The 19,487-nt window shown below is 46.0% G+C and carries 17 protein-coding genes; 4 read left to right on the top strand and 13 right to left on the bottom strand.

Translation table 11 applies throughout. The features are described from left to right. Positions 1-57: 57 nt before the first annotated feature. The 5 genes from BLQ13_RS07750 to BLQ13_RS07730 form a co-directional block, all read right to left on the bottom strand. The gene (locus BLQ13_RS07750) at positions 58-555 is read right to left on the bottom strand and encodes an LURP-one-related/scramblase family protein (RefSeq protein ID WP_090917789.1); all 498 of its coding nucleotides are present in this window, start codon (positions 553-555) and stop codon (positions 58-60) included. Between the two features lie 207 nt (positions 556-762). Further along, on the bottom strand, positions 763-1,503 hold the full coding sequence (locus tag BLQ13_RS07745; protein WP_090917787.1) for a hypothetical protein: 741 nt from the start codon (positions 1,501-1,503) through the stop codon (positions 763-765). Next, on the bottom strand, positions 1,500-2,198 hold the full coding sequence (locus BLQ13_RS07740; RefSeq protein WP_090917785.1) for an ABC transporter ATP-binding protein: 699 nt from the start codon (positions 2,196-2,198) through the stop codon (positions 1,500-1,502). The genes BLQ13_RS07745 and BLQ13_RS07740 overlap by 4 nt, the downstream gene beginning before the upstream one ends. After that, entirely contained in the window at positions 2,191-2,586 is a 396-nt protein-coding gene (locus BLQ13_RS07735; protein ID WP_090917783.1) for a GntR family transcriptional regulator, read from the bottom strand. Before BLQ13_RS07735 ends, BLQ13_RS07740 begins: the two co-directional genes overlap by 8 nt. 139 nt (positions 2,587-2,725) lie before the next feature. Then, positions 2,726-3,283, bottom strand: a complete 558-nt coding sequence (locus BLQ13_RS07730) for an STM3941 family protein (protein WP_090917781.1) — start codon at positions 3,281-3,283, stop codon at positions 2,726-2,728. Between the two features lie 234 nt (positions 3,284-3,517). Here BLQ13_RS07730 and BLQ13_RS07725 point away from each other — a divergent pair, with 234 nt between their 5' ends. Further along, positions 3,518-5,539, top strand: coding sequence for an alpha/beta hydrolase family protein (locus BLQ13_RS07725; protein WP_090917779.1), 2,022 nt, complete (start codon positions 3,518-3,520; stop codon positions 5,537-5,539). Between the two features lie 155 nt (positions 5,540-5,694). Here BLQ13_RS07725 and BLQ13_RS07720 read toward each other — a convergent pair whose 3' ends face one another. Next, complete coding sequence (locus tag BLQ13_RS07720; RefSeq protein WP_090917777.1) at positions 5,695-6,384, bottom strand: stalk domain-containing protein; 690 nt, start codon at positions 6,382-6,384, stop codon at positions 5,695-5,697. A 318-nt stretch (positions 6,385-6,702) separates the two neighbouring features. Here BLQ13_RS07720 and BLQ13_RS07715 point away from each other — a divergent pair, with 318 nt between their 5' ends. After that, the gene (locus tag BLQ13_RS07715) at positions 6,703-7,881 is read left to right on the top strand and encodes a MalY/PatB family protein (RefSeq protein ID WP_090917775.1); all 1,179 of its coding nucleotides are present in this window, start codon (positions 6,703-6,705) and stop codon (positions 7,879-7,881) included. 115 nt (positions 7,882-7,996) lie between these two features. Here BLQ13_RS07715 and BLQ13_RS07710 read toward each other — a convergent pair whose 3' ends face one another. The 5 genes from BLQ13_RS07710 to BLQ13_RS07690 form a co-directional block, all read right to left on the bottom strand. Continuing rightward, on the bottom strand, positions 7,997-8,986 hold the full coding sequence (locus BLQ13_RS07710) for an alpha/beta hydrolase (protein WP_167375671.1): 990 nt from the start codon (positions 8,984-8,986) through the stop codon (positions 7,997-7,999). A gap of 131 nt (positions 8,987-9,117) precedes the next feature. Beyond that, positions 9,118-10,080, bottom strand: a complete 963-nt coding sequence (locus tag BLQ13_RS07705) for a hypothetical protein (RefSeq protein ID WP_139168863.1) — start codon at positions 10,078-10,080, stop codon at positions 9,118-9,120. Positions 10,081-10,388: 308 nt separating this feature from the next. Beyond that, on the bottom strand, positions 10,389-12,449 hold the full coding sequence (locus BLQ13_RS07700) for a hypothetical protein (protein ID WP_139168862.1): 2,061 nt from the start codon (positions 12,447-12,449) through the stop codon (positions 10,389-10,391). Next, entirely contained in the window at positions 12,403-13,305 is a 903-nt protein-coding gene (locus BLQ13_RS07695; RefSeq protein WP_090917766.1) for an ABC transporter ATP-binding protein, read from the bottom strand. Before BLQ13_RS07695 ends, BLQ13_RS07700 begins: the two co-directional genes overlap by 47 nt. Continuing rightward, a complete protein-coding gene (locus BLQ13_RS07690) occupies positions 13,298-13,687 on the bottom strand; it encodes a GntR family transcriptional regulator (RefSeq protein ID WP_090917764.1) in 390 nt (129 codons plus the stop codon). The genes BLQ13_RS07695 and BLQ13_RS07690 overlap by 8 nt, the downstream gene beginning before the upstream one ends. 1,110 nt (positions 13,688-14,797) lie before the next feature. Between BLQ13_RS07690 and BLQ13_RS07685 the strand changes: the two genes are divergently transcribed. Both BLQ13_RS07685 and BLQ13_RS07680 read left to right on the top strand, forming a co-directional pair. Further along, the gene (locus tag BLQ13_RS07685) at positions 14,798-15,631 is read left to right on the top strand and encodes a futalosine hydrolase (protein ID WP_090917762.1); all 834 of its coding nucleotides are present in this window, start codon (positions 14,798-14,800) and stop codon (positions 15,629-15,631) included. Next, a complete protein-coding gene (locus BLQ13_RS07680; RefSeq protein WP_090917760.1) occupies positions 15,628-16,470 on the top strand; it encodes a 1,4-dihydroxy-6-naphtoate synthase in 843 nt (280 codons plus the stop codon). The genes BLQ13_RS07685 and BLQ13_RS07680 overlap by 4 nt, the downstream gene beginning before the upstream one ends. Before the next feature lie 838 nt (positions 16,471-17,308). On the opposite strand, the gene BLQ13_RS07675 is transcribed toward BLQ13_RS07680, so the two are convergent. Further along, positions 17,309-17,941, bottom strand: a complete 633-nt coding sequence (locus tag BLQ13_RS07675; RefSeq protein WP_090917921.1) for a pyroglutamyl-peptidase I — start codon at positions 17,939-17,941, stop codon at positions 17,309-17,311. A gap of 334 nt (positions 17,942-18,275) precedes the next feature. Next, the gene (locus BLQ13_RS07670) at positions 18,276-19,277 is read right to left on the bottom strand and encodes a Gfo/Idh/MocA family protein (RefSeq protein WP_090917758.1); all 1,002 of its coding nucleotides are present in this window, start codon (positions 19,275-19,277) and stop codon (positions 18,276-18,278) included. Between the last annotated feature and the right edge of the window lie 210 nt (positions 19,278-19,487).

The raw sequence follows: 19,487 nt of genomic DNA, 5'->3' as shown, positions 1-19,487 counted from the left end.
CTTCGTCCTTGTAGATTAATGTCATTTTGAGAGCTACATCCCTATACAGTTCCAGGTCTACGAACTACTGCTACTGGCTGCGTTCCGTCTTTTGTTAATCGCGTGCACGCCCATGACCACAGCAACCAATTCATAAGTGTCTAAGTATTCGGATTGATTATCCAGCACAAACGCTCCTGAACTAAACCAACCGCTGGTACGACGGAAGCTTACTACAACGCGGCCCGATCCATCAGTCACATCATACTCCTGCGAAAATGCCGGAGCAGATACATCATATATGCCACGTGAGCCCGCATCGTACTCATACTTTTTGCTAAAAAAGCTGAATCTCGCTCTTAGTACCCCCAGATGTGTGCCATCTGCTGCGGTCACGTCCCAGCGATTCGTCAACATGCGGAATTTGCCGCTACAGACCAGGCCATTTTCATCCGATACATCGAGTGATGATCCAAATACACTTTTCAAATCCAGGTGCCCTGCCCGTTCCTGGTCGGCATTCAAAATTTCGGTATATCCGGCGTTGAAAAAGTTATCTCTGAAGTACAATTGCATATCCCTTTCCCCTTCCCGATGTTGTAATGTCTAATGATGCTCATCATGCGAATCCATCTTTAATTACCCTATTCGCGGTTATTATACATATATTTACGTATTCAAACTGGAATAGGGTGCATATATCCGTTCATTTCTGCCAAAAGAAAAAACGAGCAGCTCTGCCACCCGTTGTATCCATTCTGTATTCTTTTGCCAAAGCAAGGATCAGACTTCCACTTTTTTCGTGTTCATATAAATAATACCCCATACGAGAAGCGCGGCAAGTGCCATTTCAAACACCGTGGTCCCCCACCGTCCATCCGCCCATATAACACCGTTGGCTGAAAATGAGATGCCTGTGCTTTCTTCGGTGAACTGAAACAGATCATTCGGACTGAACTTTCCTGAAAAAATAACATTTTCCAACCAGCTAAGCAGGTTAATCAGAACAATGAACGTGACAATCCCGATCCATGGGCCTGTTTTCCAGCGGAACGTTCCCGCTACACTAATGGAGAAAAAGATCATGATCGTCATAAACAGAACAATCCAACCTGCAAAAAACAAAGTACTCCATATCTCAGCTACACTTATGTTGACACCAATATAAGCAGACAGATCAAGCCCCAGTTTCATCGTAATGTAGAGGTAGGCGTGGAGGAAGCCTATCAGCAGCAAGCCCAGTCCGCAAATTGTACCAAAAATGATAGGTGATAACACATGAGACAGACCCGTGACCGGGATCAGACGACGATTGTAGGAGCGGATATTGGCAGCGTAGGTTTTTATCGTCTTCACATAGATGGCTACTCCTGCCCCGACGTATGCCATGATACCAAGCACATTTGCAGTGACACCTGACGACACAAATATCATCAGTCCCAGTTGAACAATAATGAGGATGACTAGCCCTGCCAGCAGGGTGTTCCAGCTTCTTCTAAAATCATACTTCAACAATGTCATCATTCTGCATAGACCTCCTTGAACATCTCATCCACACTTTTTCCATGCTTCAGCCTGATTGTCTCGACTTCCTCATGCATAACTATCTTGCCTTCCCGAATAAAGACCACTTCATCGAAAATGCGTTCAATATCATTCACCAGATGTGTGGAAATGACTAGACTGCTGTCTTCATCGTAAAATTTAACGATCGCGTCCAGAATCTTACCTCTGGCTACCGGGTCCACGCCGCCGATCGGCTCATCCAGCAAATAGAGCCGCGCCTTACGAGACAATGCCAGTGTTAACTGCAGTCGTTCATTCATACCTTTGGACAAATGACTAACACGCTCATCCGCTGGAAGATTCATAAACTCCAACATCTCCCGTGCCTTTTCTTCATCAAAATCGGCATAAAAATCACGGTAGTATGCGATCGCATCACGAACCTTCATCCACTTCTCGGTTAACGGACGATCCGGCATGAATGAAACGAGTGACTTCGTCTCCAGTCCAATCGCCTTACCTGTAACCTGAATGCTACCGCTAGCGGGATGTAGCAAACCTGCGACCAGTTTCATTAGTGTACTCTTTCCACTTCCGTTGCTACCTAGGAGACCTACAATTCGTCCTGGAGCAATATTCAGGGAGACATTGTGTAACGCCTGTTTACGTCCATATGTCTTGTTGACCTGATTAAGTTCAAGAATGTTACTCATGTGTCTTCTCCCCTTTCCCCTGACTACCTTCTGCCAAAGCGTCCGTCACGATGGACACAATATCCTGTTCTTCGATTCCAAGCTCTTGCATTCCGGTCAGGAAACGATCCAGCAATTCGCCGGCCATTTCTTTCTTGATCATCATGATTTTCCTCTCCTCACTTGTCACATATCTGCCCAAACCCCGCTTCGTTTCAACCACTTCTTCACGCTCCAGCTCCTGGAACGTACGCTGTACTGTATTTGGATTAATCTGCAGTTCGGCAGCCAGTTCACGAACCGAAGGAATTTTATCTCCTGCCTTGAGGGCGCCGGTTACAATCTGTCGTTTGATATATTGCATGATCTGCAGATAGATCGGTAAATTGTTATCAAATTCGATAGGCACGATGTTCTCGCTCCTTTCTGTATCTGTGTGTTAGTTAAATAGTACACTAGGGAGTTAGTATTGTAAAGCCTATTTTCAGTTGTTATTTGAGCACACAAAAAAACAGGTCTCAAAGACCTGCCGTTCTAAGCCATATGTATTATTTCCTCCCGTTCAAAACGTAAATCCTGCCGCCTTTACCATGCTGCCAATGATTCATCATCATAAGATACAGTTCATCGATTGGCAAAGTGATACTGCTTTGCGCAATACTGATGGTTGCATCCACCATATTGCTATTCGCCGCCATCAGCTTGCGCTTCATCCCGTTATGACGCTCCATAAATGCTTTCTCATCCTGCAGTTTAACCCCAATCATTTTTTGCCCCATCAGTTCATACATAAACATATGTTCAATTTCCCTCCAGGCCACTGCCCCGCCTGAGGTATAAGAGGAAGAATCGACAAACCCCTGTTCATTAATGACAAAGGAAGGTTCTTTTCGGATCATCTTTACCAGGCTATAGAAGAAACACGTGCCAAAAAAGAGGACAGACAACAGACCAAGAACACTGGATATGATGGAAGTACCTGCACCTGAAGATCGGTCAAACATCAGAAAGAATCCGGCACTCACAAAAAGCGCTGCCCCTGCCGTAATCAAAGCCATTCGTTTCCTGCTCGGATATTCCACATGCTGTTCATAAGATGTATTCAAGCATAACTTCCTCCTTCTTGTGACTAAATCATGTGCAGTTCAAAACAGGAATTGCATTGTACATTAAACCATTCGGGCTAGGCCTAAACATTTCCTGTGCGTCTATTCCTTCCTTGTAAAAAAAACTTAACGTCGTTCCTTTCGGCAAGTTGTTGTCCTGTACTTGTCTTTCCGTTAATATAAATGGAAAGCTTAGGAAATTATCCAATCTGAATACTAGTAGGAGGACAAGCGATGAACGAGCAACGTGGCATGACATCGGATGATTTGTACCAGCTTACATGGGTTAATGATCCGGTCCCTTCTCCTCAAGGCGGACATCTGGTGTATGTTAGCCGGCAAATAAATGAAAAACACGATGGTTATCGCTCACACCTGAGACTACTTCATCTGGATAGTCGAAAGGACAGACCTTTCACTTCTGGAGAAAATGATCATTCCCCAGCTTGGTCGCCGGATGGGGCACAGCTTGCTTTTATACGCGAAGTGCAGGGAAAATCCCAGGTATGGCTCATCGCTTCGGATGGCGGAGAAGCACAGCAGATTAGTCACCTGCAGCATGGCGTCAGTTCCTTTTTATGGGCGCCAGATGGCGGGACTCTGCTTGTAAAGTCTTCTGTGGAAATGATAGATAAAAAATCAGATTCAACGTCCGCGGAAGGCTACAACACAGATCATAAGGAAAACTCACTGCCTCAAGAAATCATCGTGGACCGAATTCGCATGAAATCGGATAGTGGCGGATTATGGAATGGCAAACGCTCTCATCTCTTTGTTATCGCGCCAATCAGTGCAGAGGCTATTCCTGTTACGACGGGTCACTATGATATCGGGGACTATGCCTGGTCTCCGGATGGAAAACGTATCGCCTGGATTACCGAAATGCCCGAAGAGGGCGCGGATCATAGCGACTTTACGTTGACCAATCATGTGTATACATCCAGACCTGATGGATCAGATCTACAGCAACTAACCCCGGAAGGATATACCTTCTATCGGCTTAGTTATGCACCTGACGCGCAATCTCTAGCCCTTCTCGCCAGTGACCGCTCTTATGGCAATGCTACCTTGGCGAAATTGTATACACTCCCGATATCGGGTGGAACACCTGAATGCCTAAGTGCAGATTGGGATGTACAGATGAACCATAGCCTTGTTGGTGATATGCGCTCTCACCTCGTCACGACAGGTCCGCTATATTCACGGGATGGCTCTTCCATTCTGTGTCTTGCTACGATACATGGCAGCGTGCGTATCGCTAGATTCGCATTAGATGGAAGTGGTGCCGATTACATTTTGCCAGATGAGTGCGAGATCTATCAGTTTGCAGAGCTGGCACAGGGCCAGATCGTCGCGGCTGTTGCGAATACACAACATCCCGGTGACTTGTATCTGTATGAACAACCAGGAGACCCCGGAATCGAACCTGTCCGTCTCACGAACAGTAACCCGCAGTTAGAACAGGACATTTGGCTTAGTACGCCAGAAACCTTCTGGTTTGACTCGTCGGATGGGCTACAGCTGCAAGGGTGGATCATGAAACCTCATGGCATCGTTGAGGGTGTCAAGGTTCCGACGATTCTTGAAATTCATGGCGGCCCGCATATGATGTATGGTTTTACTTTTATGCATGAGTTCCAGCTCCTTGTTGCTCAGGGCTATGCTGTGATGTATCTCAATCCGCGTGGAGGATTAGGATATGGTCAACAGTTCGTGAATGCTTGTCGGGAAGATTATGGCGGTGGGGATTACCGAGACCTGATGGAGTCTGTGGACTATGCTTTATCCCATTATGCCTTCATCGATCCATCCAGACTGGGCGTAACCGGCGGTAGCTATGGCGGGTTCATGACGAACTGGATCGTGGGACATACGAACCGCTTCAAAGCTGCTGTTACCCAGCGTTCCATCTGCAACTGGTTGTCATTCTATGGCGTCAGTGATATTGGATATTTCTTTACGGAAGATCAGATTGGCGGTAATGCATGGGAAGACACGGAAAAACTGTGGAAACATTCTCCGCTGGCTTATGTGGGCAATATGCAGACACCACTGCTTATCCTTCATGGCGAACAGGATCTCCGCTGTCCCATTGAGCAAGCCGAGCAATTATATGTTGCACTGAAACGGCGCAAGCAAACGACCCGACTCGTTCGTTTCCCTGGAGCCAACCATGAACTATCTCGCTCCGGTAATCCACATCTGAGGGTGCGACGTTTAGAGCATATCGTCGGGTGGTTTAACGAATATCTGTAAACCTCCCATTGAAGTTGAACGAAAAGATTGACCTAAAGACTGTTACAAGGATACTCTGCACTTTGAACGCAAAAAGCCGATATGCCTGTAATCACGAATCATTACAGGCATATCGGCTTGCTTTATTTTAAGAATTAGACAACATATGAACTTGCTCATTCTTCTCCCCAGATGACCGTAACTTCATTCAAATCCTTATCGCTTGAAGATGCGTTACCTGTAATCGTTACAGCGTACTTGCCTTCCTCACGACCTAAAATGCTGAATTCGTCAGCTTGAATATCCTCACTGTTTTGAGTCAGGTTTTTATTCTGATAATAGTTTTTGTAAGATGAAGCGAGGGTGCTCAGACTCTCCTTGGATGTATAGATCAGCACTACTTTTTTGTTTCCATCTACAACATTCTCAATCAAGCTGGTCGCTTTTGCATCCTTAGGCAATGGGAAATCTGCTGGCAAGTACTTGGATTTCACGCCTGGAGCTTGTGAGTTCGTACCTGTCGATGGAGATGTGGATTGACCGCCTCCAGTGGATGCAGACCCGCCTGATGAGCTTGAAGCACCGATGCTTACCTTATTATTTTTGGCGTCATATTTCACTTCTGTATTTAAAGCTTCAGCAATGGAGCGAGCCGGAAGGTATGTACTGCCTTGATACGTAATAGGCGCAAGTTTTTTGCCCTGATCACCTGTCGGTGTGAATTTTTGTCCGTTTACTTCAATGGCAAGTCCGTGATTCAGATAGGCTTTGATCGTTTCCAGTTGCGTACCTGCATAGACACCTGCTGATCCCGTTAACACCATCCCAAATACGCCTGCTGCAATCAACCACTTTTTGTTTTTCATGTTCCTTCGCCTCCAAAGTTCAGTATAATAAAAGATGAATATTACATATTGAATTGAATCATAAGGTTATGAAAGGTATAGTGCGGATGAATTTAGTTCATATAACAATGAACTGTATCGATAATCCTTCAACTCCCACCTCATGTTAGCCATATCATAAGTACTTGATGGCAGGTTGTAAACGATATCTCGCTAAATCAGGACTTGGGTCATATAAAAATGGTTTAGAAGTTGCGAAAATACAATATGTATTAGATAATGATGTCTTGTTTGTAGGACATAACAACGAATCAATGAACCAAGGAGGACTTCTTTGTTATGATAGATCAATATTTGTTTGATACACCGATTGACCGAATATCTACCGCTTCCGAGAAATGGGACGGGCTTGAGGCATTATTCGGTGTAGCAGATGCACTTCCTATGTGGGTAGCCGATATGGATTTTGCTGCTCCTCCATCTGTTATTGAAGCTTTACAGGCCCGGATGGGACACGGCATCTTTGGTTACACTCTGCGAACCGAGGACTATCATGCAGCCATCACAGACTGGATGCAACGCCGCCACAACTGGAAAATCCATGCGGACTGGATCGTATTCACGCCTGGGATCGTACCTGCGCTCAGTATAGCGGTACAACAATTTACTTCACCAGGGGATGCTGTAGTCATCCAGACACCCGTATATCCTCCCTTCTATGATGTCGTGAGAGATCAGGGACGGGAACTCATTACGAATCCACTGATCGAAGAACATGGGAAATACAGCATGGATCTGAATCATCTGGAGAGAAGTTTCCAGAATGGAAAGGTCAAAATGCTGATCCTGTGCAGTCCTCACAATCCGGTTGGACGAGTATGGAGCCGTGAGGAACTGGAGGCTCTTGCATCACTGTGTCTGAAATATAATGTGCTCATCGTATCGGATGAAATCCATGCTGATCTGGTGTATGAACGTGGAACACATACACCGCTAAGTCTGATCTCGGAAGCGATCGCAGCTCGCAGCATCATCTGCACAGCACCAAGCAAAACGTTTAATATCCCCGGATTAAGTTCATCAAACATTATCATTCCTAATGCCCAATTGCGGGAACAGTTCGCCAAAGGCGTGCGTACCATGGGGTTATCCAGTATTAGTACACTAGGAGCCGTAGCAACCGAGGCCGCTTATAACGGTGGCGAAGATTGGCTTGATCAATGTCTTGCTTATATTCGGGGCAACATGGAATACGTGCAGCAATTTATTGCGGAGCATCTGCCAGGTATCCGTCTGTACCTTCCTGAAGCCACCTATTTGTTATGGGTCGATTTCCGGGAATTAGGATTGACTCATGCGCAATTAAGCAAGAAACTGCTTCATGAGGCAGGACTCGCATTCAATAGCGGGGTTGTCTTCGGCAAAGAATATGCCGGATTCATGCGCATCAACGTAGCCTGTCCACGTGCAACAGTTGAAGAAGCTATGCGCAGATTGTTAGTTCTCGCCAATAAATAAATAAATAAATAAATAAATAAATAAAGGGTGTCCCAGTCGTATGTCATGTTTTTTCATGCTGAATCGCTGTGACACCCTTTTTAAAGTGCCGATTTAACTTGAATTCTTTGTATCTTTAGTTTTCTTTTTTATGAGCCTGAATAAATTGCACGGATGCCTGTAGTGCCTGCTGCGCTGCTTCACTCCCCAGATCGAACTGGTAATCATGTCCCAGCTTTTCCGAAGATGATTGAAAAAATAATGTTTCTGTCGTGACACCTTGACGCTCTAACACTTCTGCAAGTTCAATCGATTGTACGGTCAAAGGATCATCATTACCGGAAGTAATAAATGATGGTGGAAACGCGGCTGTAGCCTGAAGTACCGTTGACATTTCGTCCAGATGTGGATCATTCTCGTATGCTTTGCTTCCCGTATATGACCAGAGAAACGTTCGCATAAATGGAAAGCCTGTACTCTCGACAGTACGCAAATGGTAAGGCCCACAGAACAAAAGTGTTCCTCTTAGCTGTTCAGATTCCACTGATGGCGTTATATTCATTTGTTTTGCCAGATTGGGATTCGTAAGCAGCGCCGCAGTCTGACTTGCAATCTGGGCACCAGCCGAATTACCAGCAAGAAACAGGTTGCTCGGATCACCTTGATATTCACTCACATGATCTCTGATATATGTTAGAGCCTGATTGGTTTGCATTACGGGCACAGGGTATGTCGTATTCGGCGCAAGTGCATAATTCATGCTGACCACCACATGACCACGTTTGCTTAACTGCACCGCATAATCGGCTATGTCTTTTTTATCACCCATAACCCAGCCGCCGCCATGAACCCACAATATGACTGGCAAGGGTTTAGTTGCTGCGGAAGGATAATAAATGTCCAGCGTACTGTTGTTACGACCTCCATCTGCATAGGCCACATCGGTAACACGGGTTATCCCTTCCGAAATAAACGATGCCTTGTCGCTTTCATTTGTAGTAAACAATCCAATCCCTGTCTTTAGCAAAAGTACTGTTATTCTGGGTGTGAATTGTGAGCCTACTCCTACAACACCGATAATCAGGAGCAATAAACTGATGGGAATCCAGTAACGCTTTCGTTTCAAACCCGTTCTGCTCTCTATCTGCACCAGCCTGCACCTCGCTCCATGTTCAATGAATGGTTCTGTTATAGAGGTGTACGCACCAGAAAAAATCTAGTTTCTCCCATGCAATTTTCTTGCAGGATCAGGCTCATTCATTTGGATCTGTTGTGGATTTCTTGGCTTACTGTAACGTAGATCGTAGACACCTTTTGCTCTAACGTGTGAATATGTTGGCTCGCAACCGTCCATCTCTCAGCAGAAGAAACCAGGGAATTCAGGCTACTCAGCACACGTGAAGGCTCACCTTTTTTTAGGGTTTGTTTAAAGTTACGAAGCGCATCCGAGTACCGTTCTCTGGACAAACTGACTTGTTTCTTGGCCGTTTGTATCTGCTTTTTTACAGCATTTGTGCCATTTAACATCGCTCGCAGCCGCTTCCCCTCCTTATTTTTCCGCTTCCGTGCTTCAGCAAGGCTCAATTTCTTCGCACGAATATCCTCACGTGCCAATTGCACCAAGGGTTTTAGCGTGTCAGCCTGTGTACGAATGGCCGAACTCCACTCTTTGCTCTGGAGAGCCTTGGAAGCAGACAATTGTTTGTTCAGTGAGCTATAAAGTTTGAATAAAGGTTCATAACGTGCCTGCGTAAGTTCCACTGACTTCTGAAGAGCAGCCAGCTTCGCTGCATCGGTATTACTGATTGCCTTTCGAAGTTGCACCAACTCAGTAGCGTTCGCTGTATGTAATTGCTTGATCTTTTGTTCCCACATCTCTTTTTGGGAAATCCATTTCCCGGCACTTTCGTATGTCTGTAGTAAGGAACGTTCCGTTTGCGCATCTGCCTTATTCACTACTGTATTCCAGGCTTTCTGTGCAGTAACATTCAGCTCAATCCCTTCACCGTGAACTGTTGTTGCACTACATATCATTCCAATGCCGTACGTTGCAACAAACATCACACTCAATCTTCTTAAAACCGAATGTCCGACCAGTAGCTTTAACCAAAAATGAAAAAACTGCACCCACATTGACTGCCTCTTCCACGTTTCCATTGGTTGTCGAGGCAACGTAAATTGCTCTACCAATCGTTTCTTCTCCGGTCTTAAATACATCATCCTTCTGCACCCCTTTTTCTCAAAATTAGTATGGAAGTCCGCGACACTATTCACCCTGTATATATCCCATAATTGTTCCGTACAGCGTCCAGAGTAAGACTCCCTTGCAGTTCAAGATTCAACATCAGCGATCCGTTCGGCGAACGACAAAAAAAGCACCCACAAGTCAGGCATGTGCCTGCTCTTACGGGTGCTTCCCTCATGAGCCGTTCCATATTAGATTTGGTGATTCAACGAATCGCTTGGATCTTCACTTTTTCAAATATATTCCATATATTTCATTTGGTCAAGCTGAAGTAAAGAAAAATTTAAAGATCGATTAGAATGGCTCTCATATCCTCGGTAAGATCATCCTCTTCTAACATCATATAGACGTTCTGGCCTTTATTAAAATTAAGCTTGATCTGATAGAAGATACCCTGATCGGTGTAGTAACCTGATCTTTGCCGCTGGAGCAACTGGCTGATAATTTCTTTGTTCTTGGTGGCTACCTTCTTGTTTCCTTTTAGATTTTCATCTATGAATTGCGGGTCAGGATAGACATAAATAGCTTTACCCGGGCTGTTAATCTCTTGTTTAATAAACTGGGCAGAAGCAATTTCATCTACAGAGACCTGCAACTGATCATACAATTTGTTCTCTTTGAGCCATGCAATTAAACGGGTGTAGGTTGGTTTAATCTCGTATGTGGAGCTAAGATTAGGTTGATTCAAGATCTGCTTGGACGATAATCCATCCCGGTAATCTTGATAAATCTCAGCTGATGCATATGAATCCCAATGGGATTTTTGATCTTCATACGTTTGATCTAAAATTTCTGCTTTCAAGAGAGCCTTGAACTCACGAATGAGCTGCGGGTTACTGATGTATACAGCGCGATCACTAGTCAATCTTGACCGAATCCCAACGCTGCGAACGTCATCGTCGAGTGCATAGGTTCCATAACTGACTGCTTTATAATCTTCGAAGTTTTTCATATGCTCAAACTCTTGTTGAAAACGGCTCTCTTGAACGCTATATTGCCGTGATATTGTCTTTCCATTCTTCAATTTATAGTCAACCCTGACGCTCTCTTGGTCAGGTATAATCCGGCTTTGTCCCTTCTCATTCAACGTCTGACGGGAATCTACAATTTTCTGATGAAGTGCAAGAACAGCATCAATATATCCCATGTCATTAGAGTAGAATTGTTCATCATCCAGCTTTACAATCTGATTATCTACATAGATCGTATGGTCCCCGCCAATTCGAACCTTCTCGACGTTGTCTTTCGATGGCACATTTGTCGCATAACCATTCCAGTCTGCCACAGGCACGTAAAGAATAAGTGCAGTTGCAATTCCATATACAGCAAACTGTGGTAATAAGCTACTGTTCCAGATCAGCCAGGTTTTGCGAATGATCATCTCAGCTCCAATGTACCCCGCAACGCCTCCAATGATGTAACCTGCAACGCCCCATATCCGGGAATCGCCTGGGGAAATCATTGAGAAATAAGCGCCACTAAGCAATACAATCGTGAACATAAATCCAAAACGGAAGATTGGTTTGACAATGCGAAATGCAATGGCTTGGGTTGCCGATTCTACATGGCGCTTACGGTAAAAGAGATACGATAGAACGATCATAAGTACGGTCATCCCAGCGTAAATACTAAGTTCGCCCCATCCAGGAATCGCATAACTGAAACTGCTGACGCGGGAAATAGGAGAAATAGTCTCGATTTTGAAACGAAAAATGTTCTCCGGATAACCAAACAAAAAACGCTTCAGATGCAGTTCAAAGACTCCCCAAAAGATTACTGGAATTAGGCAGATACCGTATACGGTCAGACCCTGTAGAATAGATTGCCCGATACACATCCCTACCGCGACTGTCAACGTAAACATGAACAAAGAAACGATACTTATGGTTACTCCCCACATCCAGATTGCACTGTCGTTAAAAACATAAGCGGGTTCATTCAGAGCTACGGACACCCACTTGGTAACTCCAGCCGTAATCCAGATGGGGACCAGAATCATTACATATCCGGTCATCAGGTTCATCGTGAGCAAATGTCTACGCTTCAGCGGCAGGCTGTGATATACATCCGCTGGCCCCCCTGCTTGAATGTAACGGAACAGGAACAAAGCCATCACAACCGGCACCGTAATTGCAAGAAACCAATGAAACTCCCCGTTTACTTTAAATAGAGTACTAATGTCCTCCGTATAATCTCGATACTCTGTGCCGATAAATAGCGGAAGCGTTAATAATAACAAGAGATAAACAATACCAAGCCATCCGTGCTGCCTGAAATTTTGGTACAGGATACCGCGGTTAAAGTATAATCGGTTGAATGTCATACCCGGCACCCTCCATTTCATAGATAAAAATCTCCTCCAGTGTCAGCGGCAACACATCCAGCAGATACGGATCGTGCAAACGAAATTGCGCCGTAACATCTTCACGATGACCTTTAACAATATACAAAGAGACACTTCCTCTTTTTTCTTCATGCATAATATGAACCTGTTCTTTCAATAAATCAGCATGATCCGGGTGGCGGAAGGCAACCTGAATCTTGTGTGTATCAGACTTAAGGTCATCCAGATCCTTCTGCACGATAATTTGGCCTTTGTGCATGATGGCTACATGGTCACAGAGATCTTCGATCTCCCGCAAATTGTGGGAGGAGATGATAATCGTCACCTGACGCTCCGCCGCTTCCTGGAACAAGAGGTTTTTGATCTGCTGGCGCATGACAGGGTCGAGTCCATCAATCGGTTCATCCATAAGCAACACCTCAGGCATACAGCTGAGTCCCAGCCATACCGCAGCCTGACGGCGCATGCCTTTGGACATGCGATGAAGCTTGCGTTTTACATCTAATTTGAAGACAGCCCCGAGTTGGTTGAAACGTTCCTCACTCCAGCTTGGATAGATTGAGCGGTAGAATGCAGCCATATGCGTAATCGAAGATTGCGGGAAAAAGTTTGGTGAATCTGCCATGAAAATAGTGCGGCCTTTCAGGTCTAAATTTTCGTATACCTCGGCTCCGTTAATGCGCACTGTTCCACGGTCTTGACGATAAATACCGGCAATGATTTTGAGCAACGATGTTTTGCCTGCCCCGTTGGAACCGAGTAAACCATAGATCGACCCCTTATTTATGTACATTGTTACGCCATCGACAGCCTTTTCCTGTTCAAAAGCTTTGACGACTTGATTCAGCTCAATCATGGGGCACCTCCTTCTCTATACGGGCCATCGCTTCTTCGAATAAAAGAGTCATCTCCGCCTTGGATAAACCGGAAAACGAAGCTTCGGCAATCAGTTTCACCAAGGATTCTCTGATCTCGTCTTTCATAGCCTCCTTCGGATGTTCCACAGATGGTGATACGAAACTTCCTTTACCCTGCACGGAATATATATAACCTTCTCGCTCAAGCTCACGGTATGCCTTCTGAATTGTATTCGGGTTCACGGTGAGCTGTGTTGATAATGACCGAACGGAAGGAAGCTGCTCATCGGGTTTTAGAATACCGTATACGATCATTTCTTTGACTTTATCCACCAGTTGCTCATAGATCGCCTTCCGGCTACGTACATCCAATTCGAACATCCCGCACCTCCTTTCTTAACTTAGTATGTCGCCTTGCTTGTTTTGCTGATAGTGCACTCTCGGTGTACCATCTGTACTACTATTAATAATACAGTTAATACAGTTTGTCAATCTTTAACTTTAACTACATGCCTGAATTAGGGAACAGTAAAATGTATATAAAACCAATCCATATGGTATAGTTGACATATAAAAAGGAAACAAGAAAACGATCATGTTATTTTCTAAAAGATCAGAGGGATATTCCTTTCGAATATAGTTTAGCGAGGGAGCATCTGATCACTTCTATAAATATCGTTCCTCCTTATTGAGCTGGTGCGAATATGCTCGAAACTGGACTTGGTGCGAATAAGCTCGAAAGATTGTTTTGCACCTGCTCCTTCGTTATGATGAGTTACAATGGCTTAGTATGAGTTAGGATGAATTAAGATGAGGTATAACAAGGTATGAAGAGATATGAGTAAGATCAGTGAGGGTGAGATAGAGAGGTAGTTATGAGTTAGAGATGTGATGAGTTAAAATGATAGAATGAGTTAGGATGAGTCAGGGTGGGTTAGTGTGAGGTGGGAAGAGCTAAGATGGGATGAGTTAGAGTCAGTGTGATGAGTGAGTGTGAGTAACAGTATGGTGGAAAGTTTTCATTTTGCTATTCGCTATTCGCTGTTCCGGCTTTTGGATAGGACATGATCGTGTTTATACCTTGTCCACTTGTCGTGTACATTTGGGGATTTTGTTTATCAAAAGGTGGACACTTTTCTTAAAAGAACACACTTCACCTACCAACCTACATATAGATCAAAAATAACAATTTTGATTTTCCCATCTATATATGGTGTTACAATCATTAGCGGGGGGACATGCTCTTTTGGAGAGTACTGTCCACTCTTTGAAAGACAAAAAGAATGGATTTGTTTCCATACAGTGGACATATAAACGTATAAGTGTATGGTTACGATTTTGAGTTCGGGTTATGTGTATGTGTATGCACACGAATGAAGAATTTTTGCAAAATACTAAAGTAGATAGCCTTCTAAACACTATCCGTATGCATGCTGGGCTTGGCAACGCCGATCTATCTACTATTACAATTAAAATCGAGGTAAACAACTCATGAACATAACAAAAGGTACGTTTTCTGATAAGATTTCTTCTGCAGCCGGGCTCTGGGCTTCTTCACGCATACTGATTGTAACGGCTGTGGACGCAGAAAAAGACGCCATCCTTCGCGGCTTGGGTGATGATGCCGCAACACAGTTTGATGTTATTGCAGCGGGCGTTGGCCCTGCCTCGGCCGCTGCCGGAACTGCCGCTGCGCTAGCTTTTGCTTCAGCAGCGGCACGTGAACTGGCGCACGGCACAGCCGCGCCAGAGGAACTTGATGCGGCGCAAGGCACAGCCGCATCTTCAGGGCCGGGGCCCGTTGCCGGGACAGGCGCCAGATCATCAGCCTATGGGCTGGTGATCAGTGCCGGCATCGGCGGCGGGTTCCCCGGCCGGGCGGACGTCGGCTCCCTCGTGGTAGCCGACGCCATGGTTGCAGCCGATCTGGGCTCGCAGACACCAGACGGCTTCCTCTCTGTGGACGAGCTCGGATTCGGCTCGTCCCGTGTGGCGGCGGACGCGGTGCTTGCCGCGCGCCTTCGCCATGAGCTGCAGCGGGCAGGGCTCGCTGTCAGCGGAGGCACTGCGGTCACCGTGTCCACGGCGACCGGAACCGCGCAGACGGCCGCGGAGCTGTTGCGCCGCGTGCCGGATGCTGCCGCCGAAGGCATGGAAGGCTTCGGCGTAGCAACAGCTGCGCAGCAGTTCGGCCTGCCGGTGCTCGAACTGCGCGGCATATCTAACGCGGTCGGTCCACGCGACCGCGACGCTTGGCGCATCAAGGATGCCCTGGATGCGCTCCAGGCAGCAAGTTCTATTTTACGGGAGGTTATTACATCATGAATATTGCTTTTTCCCCTTGTCCTAACGATACTTTTATCTTTCACGCTTGGGTACACGGTCTGATTCCTGGTGCACCTGAGCTTGACGTTCGCTATGCGGATATCGATATAACGAACGGTCTTGCTGCAAGTCCAATTGGACCAGACATTCCGGAAGTGATGAAAATCTCTTATGCGGCGCTACCTTATGTATTGGAAAACTATGCTTTATTACCTGCTGGCGGTGCTCTGGGCAGAGGCTGCGGCCCTTTGGTTTTAACAGCTGATGGAACAACTGACCCGTCATACCTGTCTGGACGACGTGTTGCCGTACCAAGCGAGCGCTCGACAGCCTATCTGTTATTCCGTCTATGGGCCGCGCAAAATGTTCCCGGCGGTGTCGGTGAAATTGTTGTCATGCCTTTTGATAAAATTATGCCTGCCGTTCGTGATGGTCAAATCGATGCCGGGCTGGTTATCCATGAAGCACGTTTTACGTACCAAAACTATAAATTGCAGCTGATGACTGACCTCGGCAACTGGTGGGAAAATGACACAGGCTTGCCGATTCCGCTTGGTGCCATTATTGCCCGCCGCGATCTGGATGCTCACGCATTGGCGGGCTGGGCACGTGCCTCTGTGGAGTACGCTTGGGCTCATCCTGAAGAATCGCAGACATATGTCATGGAGCATGCACAAGAGATGGACCCCAACGTAGCCGCTCAACATATCGACCTGTACGTCAACGAATTCAGTGCTAACTTGGGTCAAGACGGCTATGCTGCGATTACGGCCCTGCTTGGTCGTGCCATGCAAGAAAAACTGGTTCCCGAGTTTGACTTGAACTTGTTAAAAATCTAACCTTCATGTTGCGATGCTCTCTATCGGCTGGTATTGGAATGTTTCCATGTTGTTTAACTCTGAACTTAGCCGGAGCTACTACTCCTTAAGGTTTTGACCTATCTTTTATGTACCGTCTATCTCTAACGATCCTGACAGACCTTATTTGACTCATTTTTGCAGTCTGCAAATTCTAACGATCACCAGAAACCTTATTTAGCCGAAAATGGTCCTTTTTCATCTCAATCTGGTCTATTTCGGTGAAATAGCGTTCCTACGGATCGTTAGAATTCTAAAACCTCCAAATTGGTGTAAATAGCGTCTGTGGGGATCGTTAGAAATTGCGCCAGATAGTCATGCAGTATCATTGGCCCTAACACGCCGTAAGATTGAGTCTACACAAGGTTTCCACCCTCACATTGGGTACTAGCTCGTAAAACTCCCCTATGATTGGGAGATATATGTGTAAAATCCAAACTAATCAAATACGAGTAGGGCAACTCCTCTCGCCACCTTTGTGACGTATTGAAGTTGCCCTTTTATTCGTTGAGTTGGTTTATCAGTTATGGCTTGCTTATAGCCTATGGTTTGTTTGTGGGTTACCTGGTTGTTGATTGTTTATTAGTTTATTGATTACCTAGGTTATTGATTTCCTCGTATTAGTTTCCTCGTTGTATCGTTGTATCGGTTTGGTTGTTGGTTTGGTTGTTGGTTTGTTTGTTGTTTGTCGCCAGGTTATTGATATATTGTTTGCCTCGTTATTGGTTTATCATTGTTGGTTGCCTGATTAGTGTTGATTGTCCGGATCCGCTTTTTGTTGGTTACCTAGTTATTCGTTACTGCTTGATATATCAGCAGTTTAATTACTTGTTTCCTTCTCCAACATAACCGTGCGAATCATCGATCGCAGTGCATCCAGCATCACTGGAAGTGGCAGAGATGGGACAGAAGGTGCCTGCACAGCCATTTCTGTCGAAGCCGGAAAATGAACAAAGCCTGCTCGCACAGACAACTGTTGCAACCGAATGTAATCGAGTATCCGGTACATCGTGTTATTACATATATATGTTCCCGCCGTATTGGAGACTGTTGCAGGTATGCCCGCAGCCGTCATATCATTGACCATCTTCCGGATGGGCAAGGTGGAAAATAAACCATCGGGACTTCCGGCTGCAATCGGCTCATCCACAGGGCGCTGCCCCTGATTGTCCGCATAAGATCCGGGCGGAATGTCCTTCACATTAATGGCGATGCGCTCTGGCGTAATTGCCGTTCTACCTTTTGCCAACCCGCAGGCAACAACAACATCCGGCTGAAAGGCCTGCATCTCTGCAATCAGCATGTCTGCACACTCATCAAAATTCACAGGTAGCAACACGGTTTTTAATACTGCTCCCTCGATCACCTCATGCGCTAATGCTTCCATTAACGCTCCCGTCGGATTGACAGCATCACCGCCAAAAGGCTCAAATCCCGAAATCAGAAACTTTATCAACTGCTGCACTCCCTCCCGATGGAAAAATTCAACTGCTACAGCCTACTTCGCCTAATTGAGTAGCTATTTATTACTCACTCTTCCGTTATACAACTGCAAGGCTTGTACAACTCCAGCGCCCCTTTTTAACCAACCCGCCAACCCTTTGTTTATCTCTGCGAATACAACAACAGATGCCATCACGATAAACTAACTGGACTACATCACTTAAAGAAAACACTCGCCATAAGCGTGGGACTTCTCACACGCCCGGCATTTCCAGCGTTCCATCCAGCTTGCGTGTATCTAAGTCACTATAAATAAGGCCTTTCCCATCACTAGCCAGCGACACTTACTCCGATCTGTAGCGCAATCCCCACTGCCGCCGAACCGTATCCATCAGCTTCATGATCTCCAGAGATTCGTCCAGTTTCATGGTATTACTCTCTGTTCGACCTTGCAGAATGCAACGTCCCGCCTCTTCTGCTTCGAATGCGTACCCGAGACAAGTCCGATCATCCACAAACTTCTCTGGCTCGTCCTGTCCGTTCACATGTAAATAAGCTTCTTTGCCTGCGAGGAAAAAAGGCAGACGAATTCGGCCTTCCGTACCATAGATTACTGCCTCATTGTTCAGATTCAAACGAATGGCACCGCTTAGTGACGCCGAACGCCCCTCGGAATAAGACAACAGTATAGAGAATTGCTCGTCCACACCCGTTTCCCCAATGTGTGCTGTGCTCCATACATGTTGAGGTTGTTCACCGAAGATCATCGACGCGAAAGAGATCGGGTATACTCCGGCATCCAGCAGCGCTCCACCGCCCAGATCCGGGTTAAGCAACCGTCCTTCCGGCTCCCAGCCGATGCGGAATCCAAAGTCTGCCTGCACCATCCGTACTTCACCAATACGACCTTCCGCAATCCATGCCCTTGCCTGTACAATCGGCGGCAGGAAGCGTGTCCACATGCCCTCCATCAGGAAAAGTTTCCGTTCTCGCGCCGTTTCCACGAGCGGCTCCAATTGACGTGAGTTCATCGTAAACGGTTTCTCACAAAGTACCGCTTTGCCTGCTTCGAGGCAGGCCATCACATTTTCCTTATGTACCGGATGCGGCGTTGCCACATAGATGATATCCACCTCAGGGTCTCGCAGCAATTCATCATATGAAGCGTAAGCGCGTTCAAAACCGTATTCGGTTGCAAATTTCTCCGCACTACCTGCGGTTCGTGAACCAATCGCTGCTTTCACCGCATTCCCCGCATGTGCCAAATCCTTGGCAAACTGGGATGCAATCCATCCCGTGCCCATAATGCCCCATCGTACCTTATCCTGTCCCGCTGTCTGTGTCATACGTACATCCTCCCTACTACCAATTTGCGTATTACAAGGTTCATGATTCAGACCAGCCAACATGGTATCTCTCTTATTTTACCAAAAAGAAACGTTTTCGTCAGAAAAGCTTGCTTCCCTTTATCACATTTCAATTCCGCAACAGATTTGCTAAGATAACTTGGAGACACATAATGAGCACATGTACCCTGTTGAAGAACACAATGATCC

The sequence above is a fragment of the Paenibacillus polysaccharolyticus genome, assembly GCF_900102085.1.
Lineage (GTDB): Bacteria > Bacillota > Bacilli > Paenibacillales > Paenibacillaceae > Paenibacillus > Paenibacillus polysaccharolyticus.
The sequence above is the reverse complement of the archived record's forward strand: the minus strand, read 5'-3'. Positions and strand labels throughout refer to the sequence as shown.